Below are 18692 nucleotides of genomic sequence, written 5' to 3' on the forward strand. Positions count from 1 at the left end.
CCCGATCCGTTAGTGGTGATGCACAAAGCCCGAACCAAACAGACCCTCAACGTTGTCCACGCCCTTGTTGTAGCGTTCCTTGAAATTGACCGTCCCGATACGTTCACCGGTTTCCAGATCATGCACCGAAATCGTGTGCGCGTTCAGAGAAGCGATGAAATCCACATCGGTCGGGTCATTGTCCGCGCCGTTGCCCAGATTGAGCAGATTGTTCTGAATCGCGATCAACTCGCGCCCTGAGGCGGAGGTGAAAAAGATCATGTGATGTGCACCGGGATCGGTCACGATGTCGGGGCCGCTGGACACCAGTTCAGGCAGAGCGCCCAGTTCGTACCGTTTCACCACACCGGGCAAAGCGTGCGAAATGAACAGCTCATCCTCGGTGCCATAGAATTCCAAGGGCACGGCAGTGTCATTGGCGACACCGCTATAGATGACCTCGGGCGCGCCAAAGGTCTTGGCCTTGGCGTCATAGGGGATTTTCCACGTCTCGAACCCGAACATTGTATTGGCCAGAATGGCCGGTTCGATATCGGGGTGAATGCTGGGCCGCGCGAACAGAACCTCGACCGGAGAAGACGGGAAGTTCAGCGGCTTTTCATTCTCGACGGTGATGTTCTGGATAGGCTCTAACGTGTTCAGATCAATGATCGTCAACGCGTTCCCAACACCAGTAGCCAAGTCAGGATGCACGGTCGATGTCACCACCATACGATCCTCGAAAGCCGAAATGCCATGCGGATACATGATATACGGGGCACCTTCGCCGACCTGACTTTTACGGGCTTCGATGATTTTGACCACCGCGTTGGTTTGCGGATCAAACACCCCGACCGAGCCGCCATCATCACCTCCGGTGCCCCCCATGAAGGTAACAAACATGTATTCCTGCCCGTTCGAATTGGCCCACATGATATCTTCGCCCACGATCTGGCCCTGTGTGTCCAGACAGGTGATGCCTTCGATCACCGGCGCACCGCCAGCGTCCCTCGACAAGCCAATCTCGGCCAGACTGCACGCCGGATCGAGCCCGGTGGAATACAGCCTGCCATTCGGGCTGTAGTAAAGGTGATGCAGAGGGTGCTCGATATCGGGTTGCTCAACCTCGCTGAGAATTTCTCCAAAGCGATCAGATTCCGGGTCCAATTCAACAATGGCAACGCTGTGATGGGTATCCAGCGTCGGCAACCCGCGCAGCAACACCATGCCATGGCTTTCTTCACGGGTCTGCGCGTAACTGGCTGAAGTGCTGACGACCAACCCTGCCGCAAACAGAATGGTTGCTCCAAATCCCATGTATTTCATAGCCTTCCCCCTTGTTGCACAGCCCTAAAAAGTTCAGGGTTACATGTATCTTACGTAACGTCATATCACAGTGAGACGCCTGCACCAAACACCCCGGCGCTTTACCGGAAATCAGTATGCGGCAGTAAGGAAGTCATTGTGTTTCAAAACAGTTTGACCACTGCGTGAGCATTCCCCAAGCGTGGCCTGAAACCGCGCCTAGGGATCACCGAAAACCCCGCGCAGAATTCGGCGAATGTCCCGCGCGAACGCCTCGCGCGAAGACGCAACAACCAAAGCGCCCCGTGTGGCGGTTATCAAAATATGCGCCAGATCCTGCGCCCGTTCCGGCGTCGCAGCCAGGTCGTGGCGCAAGATAAATGCCCCCAGCTTCTGGGCATACAGGCTGGGCCAATTTTCGGGCTGGGCGCTTGCGACGGCCAGAGCATCCTCGAGCAGCTCGGACCCGTGCCTGGATTCAGCCAGTTCGACCGAATCTCCGACGACAGAAATCAGCGCCGTTTCCACTACAGCCATCGGCGCGTTTTCAGCCTGATCGAGCAGCGCGAAAACATGCTGGTACAAGGCTTCTGTATAGGCCCTCAGCGCCCAAGCGTAACACGCGTCCTTCGATCCGAATTTCTTATAGATCGACTGGCGAGACAGACCCACCGCGCGCGCAATGTCTTCCATTGACGTTTTGCGAAATCCGTACTGGGCAAAGGCGGTCATGATATCTTGTGGGTTCACGCCGGAAATTGTGTTCGCAGTCGCCAAAAATACCCCACTTCCCGGTCAGGCAGGGCACAAACACAAAGTACCGCCTTTGACCAATCAATCACATTTTTACATTTCTGACACTGTTCGTGAAAAATGACAACTGGCCAGCCGCAGCCAATAGGGAACGCCCTATCCTTGAGAACCACAGCGTTGACGCCACGCTAAGCGTTTTCCGCCAAAATGATCTTCTCGGTCGCGCGAACCAGGTCAGGAAACCGTAATCGTTCGTGGATATATAGGAATACCTGCCTGTGATCTGGCAAGTCGCAGATCAATCGAAATGCAGTGGCTTCCGGTATGTACCCGGTCACCGTTTGTGGCAAAACCGTCACCCAATCACCGGTCCGAACCATCGCAATCAGCGAATGCGTGTTGTGGATGGTCACTCCCGCCCGGTCAATCGCGGCGTGAAACTGCGGCGACTCGATCAGGTCGCACAATGCGTTGCGAATGAATGGAACCGAGGCGATTTGGGCAAGGGTCGGCGGCGCCTCTTGCGCGATCAACGGATGCTCGGCAGAGCAGACCAGCCCGAATCGGTCCCGCAACAGCGGCACCGCGCGAATACCATTCAACGCATGATACCCCGAGGCGATCCCGATATCGGCTCTGCCTTCGACAAGCGCGTCAAGAACCTGCTGCGTATCGGTGTCGCGCAAATCGACTTTCACGCCGGGATACTGCCGCGCAAGATGCGATAACACGCGCGGAAAAATCAAAGCCGCAACCGACGGCACCGAGGCAATGCGCAAGAGCCCCTGCTCGGCGATCGCGGCCTCTTCTATATCCTGTACGACCTGATCGAACTGACGCACCTGTTTCAGCGCCAGTTCAAACACTTGCGCTCCCAATGGGGACAAACGGTTCTTGCGCTCACCTTCAAACAGCTTTCGACCCAGATGGTCCTCAAACTGTTTCAATGTCATCGATACCGCCGACTGGGTGCGCCCCAAGCGATCCGCGGCTTCGGTCAAATTGCCGGTTTGGGCAACGGTGCAGAAACAACGAAGGGTTTCAATCTTGAGTGCCATATTTCAGTTTTCCTGAATTTTTGTTCATTTGTTTGAATTTGACTGATATGCGGCGGAAAAGCCATCTTATGTGCGACTCTTATTTTGCTTTGGGGCGCATTGTGACCAAACTGAACCTGATCGCTGGCGAATGGCTGGCGGGTGAATCTGAAATCGAAAACCGCAACCCTTCGGATCTGAGCGATCTGGTCGGCATCTTCGCGCAGGCCAGCACGGATCAGCTTGAGGCAACACTGGATCAGGCGCGTGTGGCGCAGGCCGAATGGGCCGCTTACCTGCCCGAACGCAAACAGGCCGTTCTGAACGCCATTGGCAATGAATTGATCGCCCGCGCGGAAGAGCTGGGCACGCTCTTGTCCCGCGAAGAGGGCAAACCGCTGGCCGAGGGCAAAGGTGAAGTCTATCGCGCCGGTCAGTTCTTTACCTATTACGCCGCTGAATGCCTGCGCCAGATCGGTGAGAATGCCGATAGCGTTCGACCCGGTGTTGAGATTGACGTGCGACGCGAGGCCGTGGGCACTGTTGCCATCATCAGCCCGTGGAACTTTCCGACCGCGACCGCTTCGTGGAAGATTGCACCAGCGCTGTGCTACGGCAACGCCGTCGTATGGAAGCCTGCGAACATAACCCCGGCCTCGGCCGTAGCCCTGACCGAGATCATTGAACGTCAGGACATCCCCAAGGGCCTGTTCAGCCTGATGATGGGCTCGGGGCGCAGCATCGGGCAGCGTCTGGTGGAAAGCCCCAAGGTGAACGCGATTTCATTCACCGGGTCGGTGCCGGTGGGCAAGGGGATTGCGGCTGCGGCCATCCAGAACCTGACCAAGGTACAGATGGAAATGGGGTCCAAGAACGCGCTGGCCGTGATGGACGATGCCGATCTGGACCTGGCGGTAACACTGGCGCTGGGTGGCGCGTTTGGCGGCACCGGGCAGAAATGCACTGCCTCGTCGCGGCTGGTCGTTCATGCGGGCATCCATGATGCGTTCGTCGAGAAACTGGTCGCCGGTGCACAAGCCATGAAGGTCGGGCACGCGCTGGAAGACGGCACCCAGATGGGGCCGGTTGTCAGCGAGCAGCAGTTGCAGGAAAACCTCGCCTATGTCGATCTGGGCAAGTCTGAGGGCGCTGAGCTAGCTTGTGGCGGCGCGCGGTTGGAGATGCCGCATGACGGGTTCTACATGTCGCCCGGAGTGTTCCTGAACACCACCAACGACATGCGCATCAACCGCGAAGAAATGTTCGCGCCGCTAACCAGCGTCATCAAGGTCGGCAGCTATGATGAGGCGCTGAGCGTCGTCAACGACACCAAATTCGGCCTGACTTCGGGCATCGTGACCCAAAGCCTCGCCCGCGCCACCCATTTCCGCCGCAACGCGCGCACTGGCGTAGTCACGGTGAACTTGCCGACAGCGGGCACCGACTATCACGTACCCTTCGGCGGACGCGGCGACAGCTCATATGGCCCGCGTGAGCAGGGAAAAGCGGCAGCTGAGTTCTACACCACCGTCAAAACCGCCTATATCAGCGCCGGGACGCCGGTCTGATGCGTATCGACGGGCTGCAATATGCCAACTGGTCGGAAAAGATTTTCCGGCAACTGCGCGAAGGTGGCGTGGATGCAATCCACGTCACCATCTCTTATCATGAGAACTTCCGCGAAACCGTCCTGAACTTTGAAAAGTGGAACCGTTGGTTCGAGCAATTCCCCGACCTGATCATGAAGGGTCGTTGGGCCAGCGACATCGACACAGCGCGCGAAACCGGGCGGACGGCGGTATTCTTCGGCTTTCAGAACCCCTCGCCCATCGAAGACGATATCGGTCTGGTCGAAATCCTGCACGATTTGGGCGCCCGGTTCATGCAGTTGACCTATAACAACCAATCCCTGCTGGCCACCGGCTGCTATGAGGCCGAAGATACCGGCGTCACCCGAATGGGCAAGCAGGTGATCAAAGAGATGAACCGCGTCGGCCTTGTCGTGGATATGAGTCACTCGGCTGACCGATCCACAATCGAGGCTGCTGAACTGTCCGAGCGTCCCATCGCCATCACTCACGCCAATCCGCATGACTGGTCGCCTGCACTGCGCAACAAGCGCGACGCAGTGATCCGCGCGGTGACGGAAAATGGCGGGATGCTCGGCTTTTCGGTCTACCCGCATCATCTGAAAGACAAATCCGCCTGCACGCTGGATAGTTTCTGTCAGATGATCGCCCGCACCGCCGACAAATACGGAGTCCAACATCTGGGGATCGGCACTGACCTGTGTCAGGACCAACCCGACAGCGTGGTCGAGTGGATGCGCATCGGGCGCTGGACGAAAGAAATCGACTATGGCGAAGGCTCGGCTTCGGCGCCCGGTTTTCCGCCCATGCCAAACTGGTTTCAGGACAACCGCGATTTTGGGAATATCGAATCCGGACTACGTTCCGTGGGTATGAACGAAGATGAGGTCTCAGGTATCATGGGCGGCAACTGGTATCGTTTCTTTGCTGAAAACTTCGGATCACGCGCATGATCGATCTGCACCGCGATATTGCACGCCGAGACCCCGCGCAGGTCATGCGACTGTCGCGATTGGGGTCGCTGCACCAATGTCGCCTTAGTTTCATGCGGCAATTGACCCGGCGGATGGCCCGCGAGAACTGGCGTTTTACCCGGCCCGTTTTTGACATCGACACGAACGGGGTGGGTCATGCGGTCTATACCGCGCACGGCCCTGAACGCGCTTATTCACTGGTTGCTTTCGCTCATGACCTGCCGCCCGAGCAACGCTCCGACCGCGTGATAGCCGAGGCTTGGGACGCCACATTTACCCTGTTCGATGGCATCCCCACGGCCGACGACATTGACCGCCTGTCTCAAAACGTCCCCTTGCAAGAGGCCGGGCGGATCAGCGAAAGCGAGTTGTCTCTGTCTCGCGCCAACCGTTCGGTCCGGCTTTGGGCGCATGTGGTCGACGCGCTGGCAGCAGGCACACAGCCGGACCCCGAGCAGATCTATCAGGTGGGCTACCTGATGCGCACCACGGCTGTTTATGGATCGGGCAAGTTCGGGGCGGCTGATCGTGAGAAAACTGCCGACCGCCCGGAACTGAGCGCCCCTTTCCAAACCGAGATGCTGTCGGTTTATCTGACCCGCACCTTCGTGCGCGATCTGGTGCAGCACATGGCGCAGGCCAAAGGAGGGGACCAAACTGCCAGTCTGGACCCGACGATTGCGCAATGGCTGGGCATTGGCAATTCGACCGGTCTGGGCATGGCGCCCTTCATCGTCAACCATCCCGTGCTGTTCAACAACTGGATCATGGTGCGAGAAGAGGCCATCGCGCGGGTGCGGTCCGTGCCCCAAGCCACACCTGACCGCATCGCGCAGTTCCGCGCGATTTTCGAACGCAGCAAGCTGTCGGTGTCGTGGTGGCGCTCGGATCATCCCGTTCAAATCGACAAGCTGGCCGTGCTCAGGGCTGATCTGGACACGCTCACCGCCGAACTGGCCCAGCGCGACCTGACCGAAAACCTTCCCTGGGACGCCCTGATCCGCTGGTCCGAAGATCATCTGAGTGAAGAGGGGCAGGAATTGCTCGCCTCGCTGATCCTCGAACCTTACGGCGATCTGGTCGACGGTTTGGTCGATTGCATGGCCGACAGCAACGCCGGGGCGCAGGTGATCGACGGCAATATGAGCGTCGCACAGGTTCGCGCACTGATCCGGCAGAGTTTTGACTGGGCGCTTGATCTTGACTGGAAAGCTCCGGCCAACTGCGCCCGCGCCTGGTACGTGTCCGAAGAAAAGCTGGAACCCCGTCTGGGCGAACGGTTCGAAGAGCCCATCGCGGAGTACGAACAACCCTTGGCCCCGGCCCGCGATGCGGCGACGGCTTACGACGCCCTGTCCCACTGGCCAGACACCACCTCCATTGCCGCGTTTCTGTCGCAGCACCCCGAACATCGCCACACGATCCGGCGCGCGCAGATGGGACAGGTCGCACCCTATGGTGAAATCCGCGACAATACGATCGGCGCGGATGTCATGCCCATCGACATGCTGCGAGCGAAACTCTCGTTCTTCGGTGCCACGCATTTCGATCCCCGCTCGGACCGTTGGGTGCGGATTTGCATGTATGCCGGTGCCCCCTACCCTGAGGATCTGTCCGCAGATACCGCTGATCACTGGGTCTACCAAAGGGCAATGACATGAGCTTTTCATTAAACGAGGTCGAGGCCACCGCCAAACGCGCCACGCGCGGCGCTGGCTATGGCTGGGGCCTGTCCGAAGAGGCCGGAAAGGCCACCCGCTGGCTATGTGCCGCGGGACTGGACGGCGCGCAGATTCTGGCCGATCTGTTGGACCGGGGCTTGGCACATGCGCCGGACCGGCACCGCCCGGCATGTCAGGGCAACGAATGGGGCGGGGATGAAATCCTTTGCCCGCTGGCCACCGGGGCAGCCTTGTCCGACCATATGGGCTCGCTGCGGACGAGCGAAATCACACTGACCAATGTCACCGCCCCTGCCCTGTTGCTGCCATTCGCCGCGAACGTTGCGCGCAATTTGAAAACGCCCGTCACAATCACCGTGGATGGCGTTGAGGTCGTCACAGATGGGCCTTCTCTGGCCGTGAACCCAGCACTGCCCAGCGACGCCGCTTTGGTGAGGGTCGCGCTTGGCGGTACCTTGACCGCACCCGCTGCCTGCGCCTCACGCGCGGTGCCCAATCCGGTCGCATGGGCCGTATTGAACCGTTTTGCCCACCGCACCTATGCCCCCGCGACCGAGGCCTCTCGCCTGCTTGGGGCCGGGTCTGGCCTGTCCGACAACGATTGATGAAAGCGACACGATGGAAACCCGCACTCTGACCCTGACCGAAATCGAAGACCTGGCCTTTCGCGCCCTTGTTGCCGCTGGCACGACCGAAGCCAACGCTCGCCCGCTGGCCGTTGCCACGGCGGCAACCGAAGCGGATGGGGTGGCCAGCCACGGTCTGGCCTATATCCCGATCTATTGCGAACATGTGCAATGCGGAAAGGTCGACGGTGCCGCAAAGCCCGTCTTGGACCGGCCTCGCTCTGGCCTGATCACGGTTGACGCGGCAACAGGGTTTGCACATAGCGCAATTGACATGGGGTTTGACGCCCTCATCCCAGCCGCCAAGGAACAGGGCATCGCGGCCTTGGCCATCCGCAACAGCTATAATTGCGGGGTCCTGGGCTATCACACGCACCGGTTGGCGCAGGCGGGTCTGGTTGGGTTGGGCTTTACCAATGCACCTGCCTCAATCGCGCCATCGGGCGGGTCGAAGCCGGTTATCGGCACCAACCCGTTCTCGGTCGCGGTACCCGGCACAGATGGACAGCCCGCCGTTCTGATCGACCAAAGCGCTAGCACCATCGCCAAGAGCGAGGTCATGAAACATGCCCGCGAAGGCAAACCAATCCCTGTGGGCTGGGCGCTGGACGCGGATGGGAACCCAACCACGGACCCTAATGTCGGGCTCAAGGGCTCGATGGCCCCATCGGGGGGCTACAAAGGAGTGGGCATCGCTTTGCTGACCGAGATCATGGCCGCAGCCCTGACCGGCGCGACGCTCGGCATTCACGCCTCGCCGTTCTCGGGCACAGCTGGGGGGCCACCCAAGACCGGTCAGTTCTTTATCGCCATCGACCCGGCCGCTGCGGCGCAAGACATGTTTGCCGAAAATATCAGTGCATTGGTCGGCGCGATCCATTCTCAGGACAGCGCGCATCTGCCGGGCGACGGACGGCGCGCAAAACGCATTGCCGCCCAAACCGAAGGCGTCGCGGTCAACAAGGCGACCTTGGACAAGATCGAGGCTATCCTGGCCTAACGCTGCGCACCCCCGACGGAACAAAAAAGGGCGCCTTATTGGCGCCCTTTCTCGTTCTCGACCACATTGGGTTATTGGATCAGGCGCAGCTTCTGGATCGAGCCTGCAATCGACACGAAGGAGTCGATGATCTCTTCACCGGTCACTTCATAGTAATGCGACCAGGACGAAGCACAGGTTCTGATCTCGGATGCGGCCTGCTCCGTGGTTTCGAACGCGACGGTATAAACAACGGCACCTTTCGTTTTGGCCAATTCACACTGTTCTTGGAACAGTTGCAGGTTGGTCAGCTGCGACGAGGCGATGGTCGAGTCTTCACTTGGACGCGCAGTCAGCTCCGTCAGGCCGTTTTCCTCTTCCATCTCATCGGCGGGGCGAACCTGCGGGGTGGTTTGTCCATCGGTCATGATCACAATGATCTTCGAGCTGTTCTCGTGATCCCAGCTCAGCGGGCGGTCTGCGAACTCGGAGGGAACTTCCCCGGCTTTGCTGAGATAGGCAAACTCATCCTGACTTGACGGGTCCAGCAGGGCCAGCGCGTATTTCAGGCTGTAGTTGGTGCCGGTTCCATCGAACAGGCGCAGACCGTCGATGAAGGTGTGCAGTTTGGTTTCATCGTTCTGGGCGTATTGGATGCTCATTTCGTCTTCCGGGCACCAACCCCAATTCTGGGTAGTCTCATCATATTCCCAGTTCACGAAATAGGGCGTCTGATCGATCGAACCTGAAGGCAGGCTTGTATTGAGGAAATCCGAATAGGTCATTTCCAAGCAAGACGAGGTATTGTTCGGAATGTTGCCCACATAGCTGTGGAAATCAGAATACTGCAGTTCGATGTCCACGTTATTGAACTTGGTTGGGCCCGAAGCCTCATCATAAACCGTCGTTGTCCGGTCAATGCTGTAATACATCGTCTTCTGCTGCCCGCCCTTGATGGATGCACCCACCAATTCGGCGCTCTCAGGCAGCTGGGACGAGTTGTTGATGATAAAGTCCCGGACATAGTGATAGTACGTGTCGACGTCATCCTTGTTGAACAGATCGGTCTCGTTGTCCGGGAAGCTGTCGATCTTGACGGAAAAATCGGGGTCAGCATTGCCGTCTGTATCAAACCAGAACACGACGTTCGAGATATCCTGCTGCCATTCCGGGAAGAAATCGTCGTCGGTGGTCGTGCCAAACCGCTCGCCGCCCAAGTATTCGAACATCACCGAGCCTGGGTTGGTTTGACCTGCAAACGGGATAACGCTGACCGAGGTCGCGCACTCGGTGCCTGGGTCGTTGTTATGCTCCAGAGTTTTTGTGACAAATGCTTTGGCTGCGGTCTGCATTTGGGTCAGGCGTTGATTGTTCCCCATACTGCCTGAGATGTCCAAAACCATGGAAATCTCGGTGCACGGTGCCGCCTCATGCGCGGCGGAATTCACGCCCAATGAAATCGTCTCAACACCGCTCAACCGCATGAAATTGGTGTCAAAACCAGATGTCAGGCTGGCACGGACAGTGCGGTCCAGATGTTTGTCTTCAACAGAAATCGAACTCGCGTACTCGCCCAAACCGGATGCGGCCAGATGGGCTTCGACAACTTGCGCAGGATCGAGGGTTTGCTCAAGGCTCGCGGCAGAGAGGACAGCGTTGTCCAGAGCCCACTGCAATTTCGCACGGTCGCGCTCATAGTTCATTACATCGACGGCAATACCCGCCGCAGCCAATAATAGAAAAAAGGCAAACAACGCGAAAATCGTCAAACCACCTTCTTCGCGTTTCGCAAACCAACCAACATCCGCAACCGAATTTCGGAGAGTTTTTGAAACGGCTTTCTTCCGTGAATTCAGATTAAACATTTCTTTCTCCAGACATCCTTATTCGCGAATAAGATGCCCAAAGAAGTTGTCTCTATTTTGCCGTAATGTTGCTATTTGGGTTACCGGAGGTGAACCCATTTTTAACTCAAAATGAACGCGCGGGTGACGTGGAAAACACGGAACTGTCACGAATTCGAATAAAAATATTTAAAATCAATATGATATCACACATCCGTGAAAACGGCGCTTTGCACGAGGACCACTGACCGAAAATTAACAGACCGAGTGACCTTGGGTAACCTTGCCACATTCCCTTATTTTTAGGCCTCCGAGTCGCGAGCCTGGAAATTTCATCGCGGACACCTCACGTCAGGCCTTGCCGCCCAACGGTTCCACTCGGCCCACACACACGCCTAAAAATACCGTGAAAATTGGCCTCTCAGTACTCGTCTTCATACGGAAAACCGGACCAGCGCATGGCTTCTTCCTCGGCCCGAGAAAGGTCCAGTTTCTCCATCCCCATGTGCAAATGATCCAGAAGCTTTCCGCACAAAATTGACATATTCAACGCAAAATCCGCGCGGTTGACCGCCGCCGTCACAACATCCTCAGGCGCATTTTCTAGGACATCCACGGTGGCCCGCACATCATGAGAAATAACCCATTCTGCACAGGCCTGCCCCCCGATGACCAAGCTGGAGACACGCTCCAACTCTCGACCGGACCGTTCATCATACCATTGATAAAGCGGCAGGACCGCAGCAATTGCCGCGCCTATGACCGTGCCTTTTTCAATGATGTCCAAAGTTATCCGCATATGCCCCACTCCAAGCTATCAGAATGAGCCAAGATTACTTAAGAAAAGCCGTTTGCCCTAATTGCACCCAACCGACGCAATCTAAGGTCTTTTCCAGCCCGTCGGAATAACGATACGACACTCCAGCCCGCCCAGGCTCGTTGAACGGCCAAGGTCGAGCTTTGCCCCATACGCGTTCAGCAGATCGACCGCAATCGCAAGACCAAGCCCGCTGCCGGCAACCGATGTGTCCAACCGCCCGCCCGAGCGCAGGGCCTCGCGCCGGTTGTCCTCGGGGATGCCGGGCCCATCATCCTCGATTAGAACCTCGACGTTGCCTTTTCTAACCTGCGCCACAACCCGAACAGTCTTCTGACACCATTTAACGGCGTTATCCATCAGGTTGCCCAGAACCTCTTCGATATCCTGAGGGTCCATGCGCACCCATAATCCGGTTTCGCGAGTGACTTGAAATTGTTTGCCTTCCCGTTCGGTCATTCTCGAGAACAAGCGCGCAAGACGGTCGACCGAATTTGAAAGATCCGTACGGGAATGGGTCAGTTCGGCCGTATTCATCGCACGCATCCGCGCCAGTGAGCGGCTGAGCTGCGCATCGATCCGGTCCAGTGCCTCTTGCGCCGTGTCTGTCGTGGCACCTTGTTCGGAAAGACTGGTTAGTTCATTGCGCAATATGGCCGTCGGGGTCTTGAGGGCATGAGCCAGATCAGCGGTCTGCCGTCGGGACCCGAAGACGATGTCCCGGTTGCGTCGCGACAATTGATTAAGGTCTTCAACCAGCGGCGAGACTTCTTCGGGGTAATCATCCGGCTTCAACCCCTCATCCGAGTCCCAGCGATGGGACACATCTGTGCGTAGTTTGCGCAGCGGCCCCAGAATAGCCGACATCAGGAAAAGCGACCCAGCCACCCCGATGAGACCGACAAGCGTAAAGACCGGCAGAAGGTTCCGCTGGGCCGCGCGGCGTTCGCCCATCAATTCCTCGCGGCTTTCAGCCACGCTGACACCCCAGACCGTTCCGTCTTCGTAAGATATTTCCTGGTAGATACTGCGCACGGCCTCATCTTCAGGGCCTTGCGTGTTCCAAAAGGTAGGCGCGTTGGGAAGGCCCCGGGGCTCGGCCAGCGTTTCATCGAACAACGAGGCCGAGGTAAATACCGACCCATCACTACCGGTGACCTGCCAATAGCGCCCGGAAAACGGTGTGCCATATGCCGGGTCGAACATTAGGTTGCCAAGCGCATCGGGATTGTCTGTCGTGACGCTCAACCCTACCACAAGCTGGGTATGGCGATCCCGCAACGCGGTGTCAAACTGGTCCGAGACCCTTGAGTTGATGTAGGAAAACACTGCCAGAGTCCCCACGCCAACCGACACCGCCCCAGAAGCGATCCCCCCCAGCAATGCGCGCTGACGCAGGGAAAGCATCAGTCCGTGTCAATCATATAGCCGCGTCCTCGTACCGTCTTGATTAGGTCCGATCCCAGCTTTTTGCGCAGGCGTGTAATGAAAACCGCAATGGTGTTTGAATCCCGATCGCCGTCATATTCATAGATATGCTCAGAGAGTTCGGTGCGTGAGATCAGCCGTCCGCGATTGTGCGACAGATATGTCAGAACCGCGATTTCCTGCGCGGTCAGGTCCACCGGCACATCCTTGACCGTCACCCGCCCGGTCTTTGTGTCCAACGCCACATCGCCCATTTCGATGACAGCGCTCAGCTGTCCGCTTTGCCGGCGCAATATCGCGCGCACCCGCGCGGCCAGTTCAGGCATATGGAAGGGCTTGATCATATAGTCATCCGCGCCTGCATCCAGCCCGTCGACCCGATCGCTCCACCCATCGCGCGCGGTCAGGATCAGGACCGGCGTCGAAACCCCGGCCTCACGCCATTCCCGCAAAACTGTGATACCATCGCGTTCAGGCAGGCCGATATCGAGAATGATCATATCGTAAGGCTCGGTCGACCCCAGATGCAGGGCCTCCAAGCCGTTTTGAGCGGTGTCCACGACCCGCCCTTCAGCATTCAGCAATCTCTTGATTTGAGCGCTCAGATGCGGCTCATCTTCTGCCAGAAGTACTCTCATAACGCGAATTTACAGCTATTCAGTTGCGTATTCATCTAGTTTTTCTTGCCGCCGCCATTTCCGCCGCCGCCACCGTTGCCGCCGCCACCGCCGTTGCCGCCGCCGTTGCCACCACTGTTGCCGCCGCCATTGTTGCCCGAATTTCCGCGGTTCCCGTTATTGCCATTGTTGCCGTTATTGGACTTGGCCTTGGATGCACCGTTGGACTTGGCCGTTGCAGAATTGCCCGGTGAAGTCTTCGCTGCCTCTTTGATCTGCCGCCCGATACTGGACCCGTTTGAAATAACCGCGCCTGTCTGAGCATCGACGATCACGCTAATGATCCGGCCGTTCGGCTTTTTCACCAGAATGCGGTAGTAAACCTTGTCATCCTTAAATGCGCGGGCATCCACAGGGGTGCCGCCAAAAACTTTCTCAACGCCCTTGATGACTTTCTTCAGGCGAATCGCCCCGCCCACAAGCGTCGCTTGCCGCAATTCGGACTGCTTGAGTTCGCGCACAGCAGAATGCCCTTCTCCGGTCAGGAGAAGGGACGCCACAAATGCCGTCGCCAAAAGCTGTCTCATCACTGTCAACTCGTTCTCGCGCGAAACGGTCTAAAGCCTAATTTACTCTATGTGAACCAGTGATGAACAAACGGTTTTTCGTGTGTTCAGGGTGCATCAGTTCAAATGAGGTCGTGGGGTGATTCTGTCGCGCGTTTGTCGTGCCGGAAAACATGGATGCAAACACATGACCCGTGAGGACTGATATGAAGACCAAAACCAACATCCTGCTGAAAGCTACGGCAGTCGCAGTCGCTTTGGTCGGCTCCACCGCAATCGTGACGACACTTGCTGTCCCTGACGCTGCCTATGCCAAAAATGGCAATGGTGGCGGCAACGGGAATGGTGGCGGCAACGGGAATGGTGGCGATAAAGGCGGCAATGGCAACGCCAACAAAGGTGATGGCGCAAAAGCCAAAGGCAATGCCGGTCGCGGCAAAACTAAGTCCGGCAGCTCCGGGAAAAAATCCGGTGGCGGTTTTTCCCTGAAAGAGCTGTTCAACGGGAACAAGTCGAAAAAGAAATCCGCCCGCGTGGCCAGCACGACGACCTCAACCACCGAGGTAGAGGAATCCGTCCGACCAAAGGGCCGCAAGAAGGGCAACAAGGCTTCGGCTGAATTTGGTGCGCACCCGTCCGAGTTGGGCGCGTTGAACGCCGCCAACGCCAGCGAGACGGCCCTGCAAAACGCATCACCAAATTCACGTGTGGGTCGCATCGCCACCTACCGTGACACGGTTCTGGCCGGTCAGGCACTGAGCGAGGAACTGGAAGAAGCCCAAGAATTCCTGGATGGCTTGGAACCTCCTGCTCGTCCCACCGAAGACATTGAGAACGACCTGACCGATGCTCAGCAACAAGTTGTGGAAGATCAAGCGCTTGTGGATGATCTGACCGAGCAACTTGAAAATGCTCCGGACGAGGAAAAGGAGGCTCTTGAACAAGAGCTTATGGAAGCAGAAGAAGCGCTTGAAGCCTCGCAGATGGCCGCGTCCGAATTTGAAACAGAACTCGCAGACGCCGAGGAATATGAAGAAGCCGTCGAAACGGTCGACACCCTGACGGAACAGGTCGAGGCTCAGCCCGAACTGGAGCGTGAAGCGTTGGAGGCCGCGGCGAACAAACCCGTCACGGATGAGGTCGAAGCGACCGTAAGGGCGATGTTGGGTCTCGACCCGGTTGAGGATCCTATCGAAGAAGAAGAGGTATCCGAAGTCGAATAGGACCCAATCACCGATCTCACTGCCCTTACACTCACGGAGGTATGGGGGGCCGGGCCAGCCATTTCATCCACCTACATGAGCCTTTGGCTGGCCCGGAACAAATTCGTAGAACCTCGCCACGTTCTGCACAGTTTCAGGTATCGCGCACCTTTTCTCACTCTAGCCGCGATAAAAAGCCCGCTCTATTTTGAGCGGGCTTTCCCTTTTCACCGTACCTATTCCGTATGTCTTGTCCTGGTGCGTTCTACTTTGTCGGAACGCTTCTTTTTGCCTCGATAAGCCGCATCTCATCGATGATAGAAGACAGTGTAATGTTAATCGGAGGAAAGCGGTTTCCGCGCGTCTTATCGCACGGTGTTTTTCCGTCACGCTGAACCAAATTCCGGGACCGATTAGCAGCGGTGGTCCGAGGTCCGGCAATCAGGATGGCAGACTTTGTCATGCGTTTCCCCTTTGCATGAATTCGGGTAAATACTCACTTTCGTTAAGAATCGATGCCGCGATTATGCAGACTTCCGTTGAACACACAGCAAATACATTGTTCAGCTTGCGTTAATGTTGTCGCGAAAATCGCAACAAAACCAAATAGGGCGCGCGAATCGCCTCGGGTCAGATCCTTGTGTTTTCGAGCCATTCATCCGTTCTGCACCCCTGCGAACCCAAGCCCGAGTTGACAGTCGACAGCGTCTCGGATAACACCCGCCGCAACATCCGGAAGCGTTTGACCTTCCGGTCCCTTGAGTCGTTCAGGGATCGCCCCCCACCAGCGAGTTTCGCCCGTGGGGGCGTTTGTGCATTTAACCGACGCATCCTATCTAGGAGGCGCCACCAGATAACCGGCTAAGGAGGCCGAAGGCATGTTTGAAAATCTATCCGAACGCCTTTCCGGCGTCTTTGACCGGCTGACCAAACAGGGCGCGCTATCCGAAGAAGACGTGAAAACCGCCCTGCGTGAGGTTCGCGTGGCCCTGCTTGAGGCCGACGTCTCGCTGCCCGTCGCCCGTGCTTTCGTCAAGAAGGTGCAGGAACAGGCGACCGGTCAGGCCGTCACCAAGTCGATCACCCCCGGCCAGCAGGTCGTCAAGATCGTGCATGACGCGCTGGTTGACACGCTGCGCGGTGAAGAAGACCCCGGCAAGCTGAAGATCGACAACCCGCCTGCGCCGATCCTGATGGTCGGTCTGCAAGGCTCGGGTAAGACGACCACGACCGGTAAGCTGGCGAAACGCCTGAAAGAGAAAGAGGGCAAGAAGGTCCTCATGGCCTCGCTGGACGTCTATCGCCCGGCGGCGATGGATCAGCTGGCCGTTCTGGGGACGCAGGTAGGCGTCGACACGCTGCCGATAGTGCCCGGTCAGAAGCCGGTTGATATCGCCAAGCGCGCCAAACAGCAGGCGACGTTGGGCGGCTATGACGTCTACATGCTCGACACCGCGGGCCGCCTGCATATCGACGAAGTCCTGATGGACGAGGTCGAGCAGGTCCGCAACGTGGTTGACCCGCGCGAGACCCTGCTGGTCGTCGACGGCCTGACTGGTCAGGTTGCTGTGGAAGTGGCTGAGGAGTTCGACGCCAAGGTAGGCATCTCGGGCGTGGTCCTGACCCGTATGGACGGTGACGGGCGCGGCGGTGCGGCGCTGTCGATGCGCGCGGTCACTGGCAAGCCCATTCGCTTTGTCGGTCTGGGCGAGAAGATGGACGCGCTTGAGACCTTCGAGCCGGATCGGATCGCCGGACGTATTCTGGGCATGGGTGACATTGTTGCTCTGGTCGAAAAAGCCCAGGAAACGATGGAGATCGAACAGACCGAGCGCATGATGAAGCGCATGGTCAAAGGTCAGTTCAACATGAACGACCTGAAAATGCAGCTGGAGCAGATGATCCAGATGGGCGGTATGCAGGGCATGATGGGTATGATGCCCGGCATGGGTAAAATGGCCAAGCAGATGGATCAGGCCGGTCTGGACGACAAGATCTTGCGCCAGCAGATCGCCATGATCCAGTCGATGACCAAACGTGAGCGTGCCAACCCTCAGCTGTTGCAGGCCAGCCGCAAGAAGCGCATCGCCGCCGGTTCGGGGATGGAGGTCAGCGACCTCAACAAACTGCTCAAGATGCACCGGCAGATGTCGGACATGATGAAAAAGATGGGCAAAATGGGCAAAGGCAAGATGCTGAAACAGGCCATGAAGGGCATGTTCGGCAAAGGCGGCCCCTCGCCCGAAGACATGGCCGCAGGCATGGACCCCAAGGCGCTGGAACAGGCCGCAAAGGCCATGGGCAAAATGCCCGGTGGCATGCCTGGCATAGGCGGCGGCATGGCCCTGCCTCCGGGGCTGAGCGGGTTCGGTAAGAAAAAGTGAACCTGATCGCCGATCATATCCCCCGGCTTGAGACCGAGCGCCTGATCCTGCGCGCGCCGTCCGAAGCTGATTTCGAGGCCGAGGCCGAGTTTTTCGCGTCGGACGCGGCTGCGTTTCTCGGTGGCCGCAAAAGCCCTGATGAGACATGGCGCTTCATTGCGCAGCTTTTGGGCCATTGGGCGATGCGCGGCTATGGCTTTTGGGGTGTCGAGGAAACGAACACCGGGACGTATGTGGGGCATGTCGGCCTATGGTATCCGCACAGCTGGCCCGAACGCGAAGTGGGTTGGACCCTGATGAACCACGCCACCGGCAAAGGCTACGCGACCGAGGCCGCAATGGCCGCGCGCGCTCACGCCTATGACGTATTGGGCTGGGACACCGCGATTTCGCTGATCGACCCCGACAATCACGCCAGCAAGGCCGTGGCCAACCGGCTGGGGGCCACGCTCGACTATCACTATGACCACCCGAAATTCGGCAGGACAGAAGTTTGGCGGCACCCCGCCCCCGCCGATCTGGTGAATGGCGGCATGGAGGCTTACGCATGACCGACCCCGTGACACAGGCTGCCACGCTGCTGAAAGAACATCGCGAAAGCATCGACCGGCTGGACGCGATCCTTGTCTACACGCTGGGCGAGCGGTTCAAGCACACGCAAGCCGTTGGCAAGCTTAAGGCGCAACACGACCTTCCCCCGTCCGATCCCTCGCGCGAGGCTGCGCAGATCGCTCGGCTTGAAGACCTGGCGAAAGAGGCCGATCTGGACCCCGACTTCGCCAAGGCTTTCCTGAATTTCATCATTCAGGAAGTCATCCGACACCACCGGAAACATCAGGAATGACCCGTCGTTTCCACCAAAAAGAATACCCGGTCCGTGACCGGTCACGCCATCTTAAGGAGATACCAC

17 protein-coding genes are annotated in these 18692 nt (G+C 57.9%); 9 read left to right on the plus strand and 8 right to left on the minus strand.

What is annotated here, in order from left to right; translation table 11 throughout:
- Positions 1-9 precede the first annotated feature (9 nt).
- From AC2FJ6_RS17725 to AC2FJ6_RS17735, 3 genes are all read right to left on the minus strand, one after another.
- Positions 10-1305, minus strand: coding sequence for a hypothetical protein (locus tag AC2FJ6_RS17725; protein WP_170775087.1), 1296 nt, complete (start codon positions 1303-1305; stop codon positions 10-12).
- Between the two features lie 198 nt (positions 1306-1503).
- Positions 1504-2016, minus strand: a complete 513-nt coding sequence (locus AC2FJ6_RS17730) for a TetR/AcrR family transcriptional regulator (RefSeq protein WP_214646857.1) — start codon at positions 2014-2016, stop codon at positions 1504-1506.
- Between the two features lie 209 nt (positions 2017-2225).
- On the minus strand, positions 2226-3095 hold the full coding sequence (locus AC2FJ6_RS17735) for a LysR family transcriptional regulator (RefSeq protein ID WP_170775091.1): 870 nt from the start codon (positions 3093-3095) through the stop codon (positions 2226-2228).
- 68 nt (positions 3096-3163) lie between these two features.
- On the opposite strand from AC2FJ6_RS17735, the gene AC2FJ6_RS17740 reads away from it, so the two are divergent.
- Genes AC2FJ6_RS17740 through AC2FJ6_RS17760 form a run of 5 tightly spaced genes read left to right on the plus strand, consistent with a single transcriptional unit; the run spans position 3164 to position 8945 of the window.
- Positions 3164-4642: an aldehyde dehydrogenase family protein gene (locus tag AC2FJ6_RS17740; RefSeq protein WP_174819509.1), complete on the plus strand. Its 1479-nt coding sequence runs from the start codon at positions 3164-3166 to the stop codon at positions 4640-4642.
- Entirely contained in the window at positions 4642-5616 is a 975-nt protein-coding gene (locus AC2FJ6_RS17745; RefSeq protein WP_496669632.1) for a membrane dipeptidase, read from the plus strand. Before AC2FJ6_RS17740 ends, AC2FJ6_RS17745 begins: the two co-directional genes overlap by 1 nt.
- Positions 5613-7298 (plus strand): hypothetical protein, encoded by a 1686-nt coding sequence (locus AC2FJ6_RS17750; RefSeq protein ID WP_496669634.1) that lies wholly within the window; start codon positions 5613-5615, stop codon positions 7296-7298. The genes AC2FJ6_RS17745 and AC2FJ6_RS17750 overlap by 4 nt, the downstream gene beginning before the upstream one ends.
- Positions 7295-7924: a DUF3726 domain-containing protein gene (locus tag AC2FJ6_RS17755; RefSeq protein WP_170775099.1), complete on the plus strand. Its 630-nt coding sequence runs from the start codon at positions 7295-7297 to the stop codon at positions 7922-7924. Before AC2FJ6_RS17750 ends, AC2FJ6_RS17755 begins: the two co-directional genes overlap by 4 nt.
- Before the next feature lie 13 nt (positions 7925-7937).
- Positions 7938-8945, plus strand: a complete 1008-nt coding sequence (locus AC2FJ6_RS17760; RefSeq protein ID WP_170775101.1) for an Ldh family oxidoreductase — start codon at positions 7938-7940, stop codon at positions 8943-8945.
- 71 nt (positions 8946-9016) lie between these two features.
- Here the strand turns inward: AC2FJ6_RS17760 and AC2FJ6_RS17765 are convergent, their stop codons facing one another.
- The 5 genes from AC2FJ6_RS17765 to AC2FJ6_RS17785 all read right to left on the minus strand — a co-directional run bounded on the left by AC2FJ6_RS17765 (position 9017) and on the right by AC2FJ6_RS17785 (position 14217).
- Positions 9017-10789, minus strand: a complete 1773-nt coding sequence (locus tag AC2FJ6_RS17765; protein WP_496669637.1) for a Tad domain-containing protein — start codon at positions 10787-10789, stop codon at positions 9017-9019.
- 400 nt (positions 10790-11189) lie between these two features.
- On the minus strand, positions 11190-11567 hold the full coding sequence (locus AC2FJ6_RS17770; RefSeq protein WP_170791446.1) for a hypothetical protein: 378 nt from the start codon (positions 11565-11567) through the stop codon (positions 11190-11192).
- An 81-nt stretch (positions 11568-11648) separates the two neighbouring features.
- Positions 11649-12992 carry a sensor histidine kinase gene (locus AC2FJ6_RS17775; RefSeq protein WP_480505554.1) on the minus strand — a complete coding sequence of 448 codons (1344 nt, stop codon included), beginning with the start codon at positions 12990-12992 and terminating at the stop codon, positions 11649-11651.
- Positions 12992-13651 carry a response regulator transcription factor gene (locus AC2FJ6_RS17780; RefSeq protein ID WP_170787167.1) on the minus strand — a complete coding sequence of 220 codons (660 nt, stop codon included), beginning with the start codon at positions 13649-13651 and terminating at the stop codon, positions 12992-12994. The genes AC2FJ6_RS17775 and AC2FJ6_RS17780 overlap by 1 nt, the downstream gene beginning before the upstream one ends.
- A 35-nt stretch (positions 13652-13686) precedes the next feature.
- A complete protein-coding gene (locus tag AC2FJ6_RS17785) occupies positions 13687-14217 on the minus strand; it encodes a PepSY domain-containing protein (protein ID WP_480877989.1) in 531 nt (176 codons plus the stop codon).
- A gap of 185 nt (positions 14218-14402) precedes the next feature.
- Here AC2FJ6_RS17785 and AC2FJ6_RS17790 point away from each other — a divergent pair, with 185 nt between their 5' ends.
- The 4 genes from AC2FJ6_RS17790 (at position 14403) to AC2FJ6_RS17805 (ending at position 18626) form a co-directional block, all read left to right on the plus strand.
- A complete protein-coding gene (locus AC2FJ6_RS17790) occupies positions 14403-15419 on the plus strand; it encodes a hypothetical protein (RefSeq protein ID WP_170775111.1) in 1017 nt (338 codons plus the stop codon).
- Between the two features lie 857 nt (positions 15420-16276).
- Positions 16277-17782, plus strand: coding sequence for a signal recognition particle protein (ffh, locus tag AC2FJ6_RS17795; protein WP_170775113.1), 1506 nt, complete (start codon positions 16277-16279; stop codon positions 17780-17782).
- Positions 17779-18333, plus strand: a complete 555-nt coding sequence (locus tag AC2FJ6_RS17800) for a GNAT family N-acetyltransferase (protein ID WP_170775115.1) — start codon at positions 17779-17781, stop codon at positions 18331-18333. Before ffh ends, AC2FJ6_RS17800 begins: the two co-directional genes overlap by 4 nt.
- On the plus strand, positions 18330-18626 hold the full coding sequence (locus AC2FJ6_RS17805) for a chorismate mutase (RefSeq protein ID WP_170775117.1): 297 nt from the start codon (positions 18330-18332) through the stop codon (positions 18624-18626). Before AC2FJ6_RS17800 ends, AC2FJ6_RS17805 begins: the two co-directional genes overlap by 4 nt.
- The last annotated feature ends 66 nt before the right edge of the window (positions 18627-18692 follow it).

The sequence above is a fragment of the Ruegeria sp. CDSA089 genome (assembly GCF_059612205.1).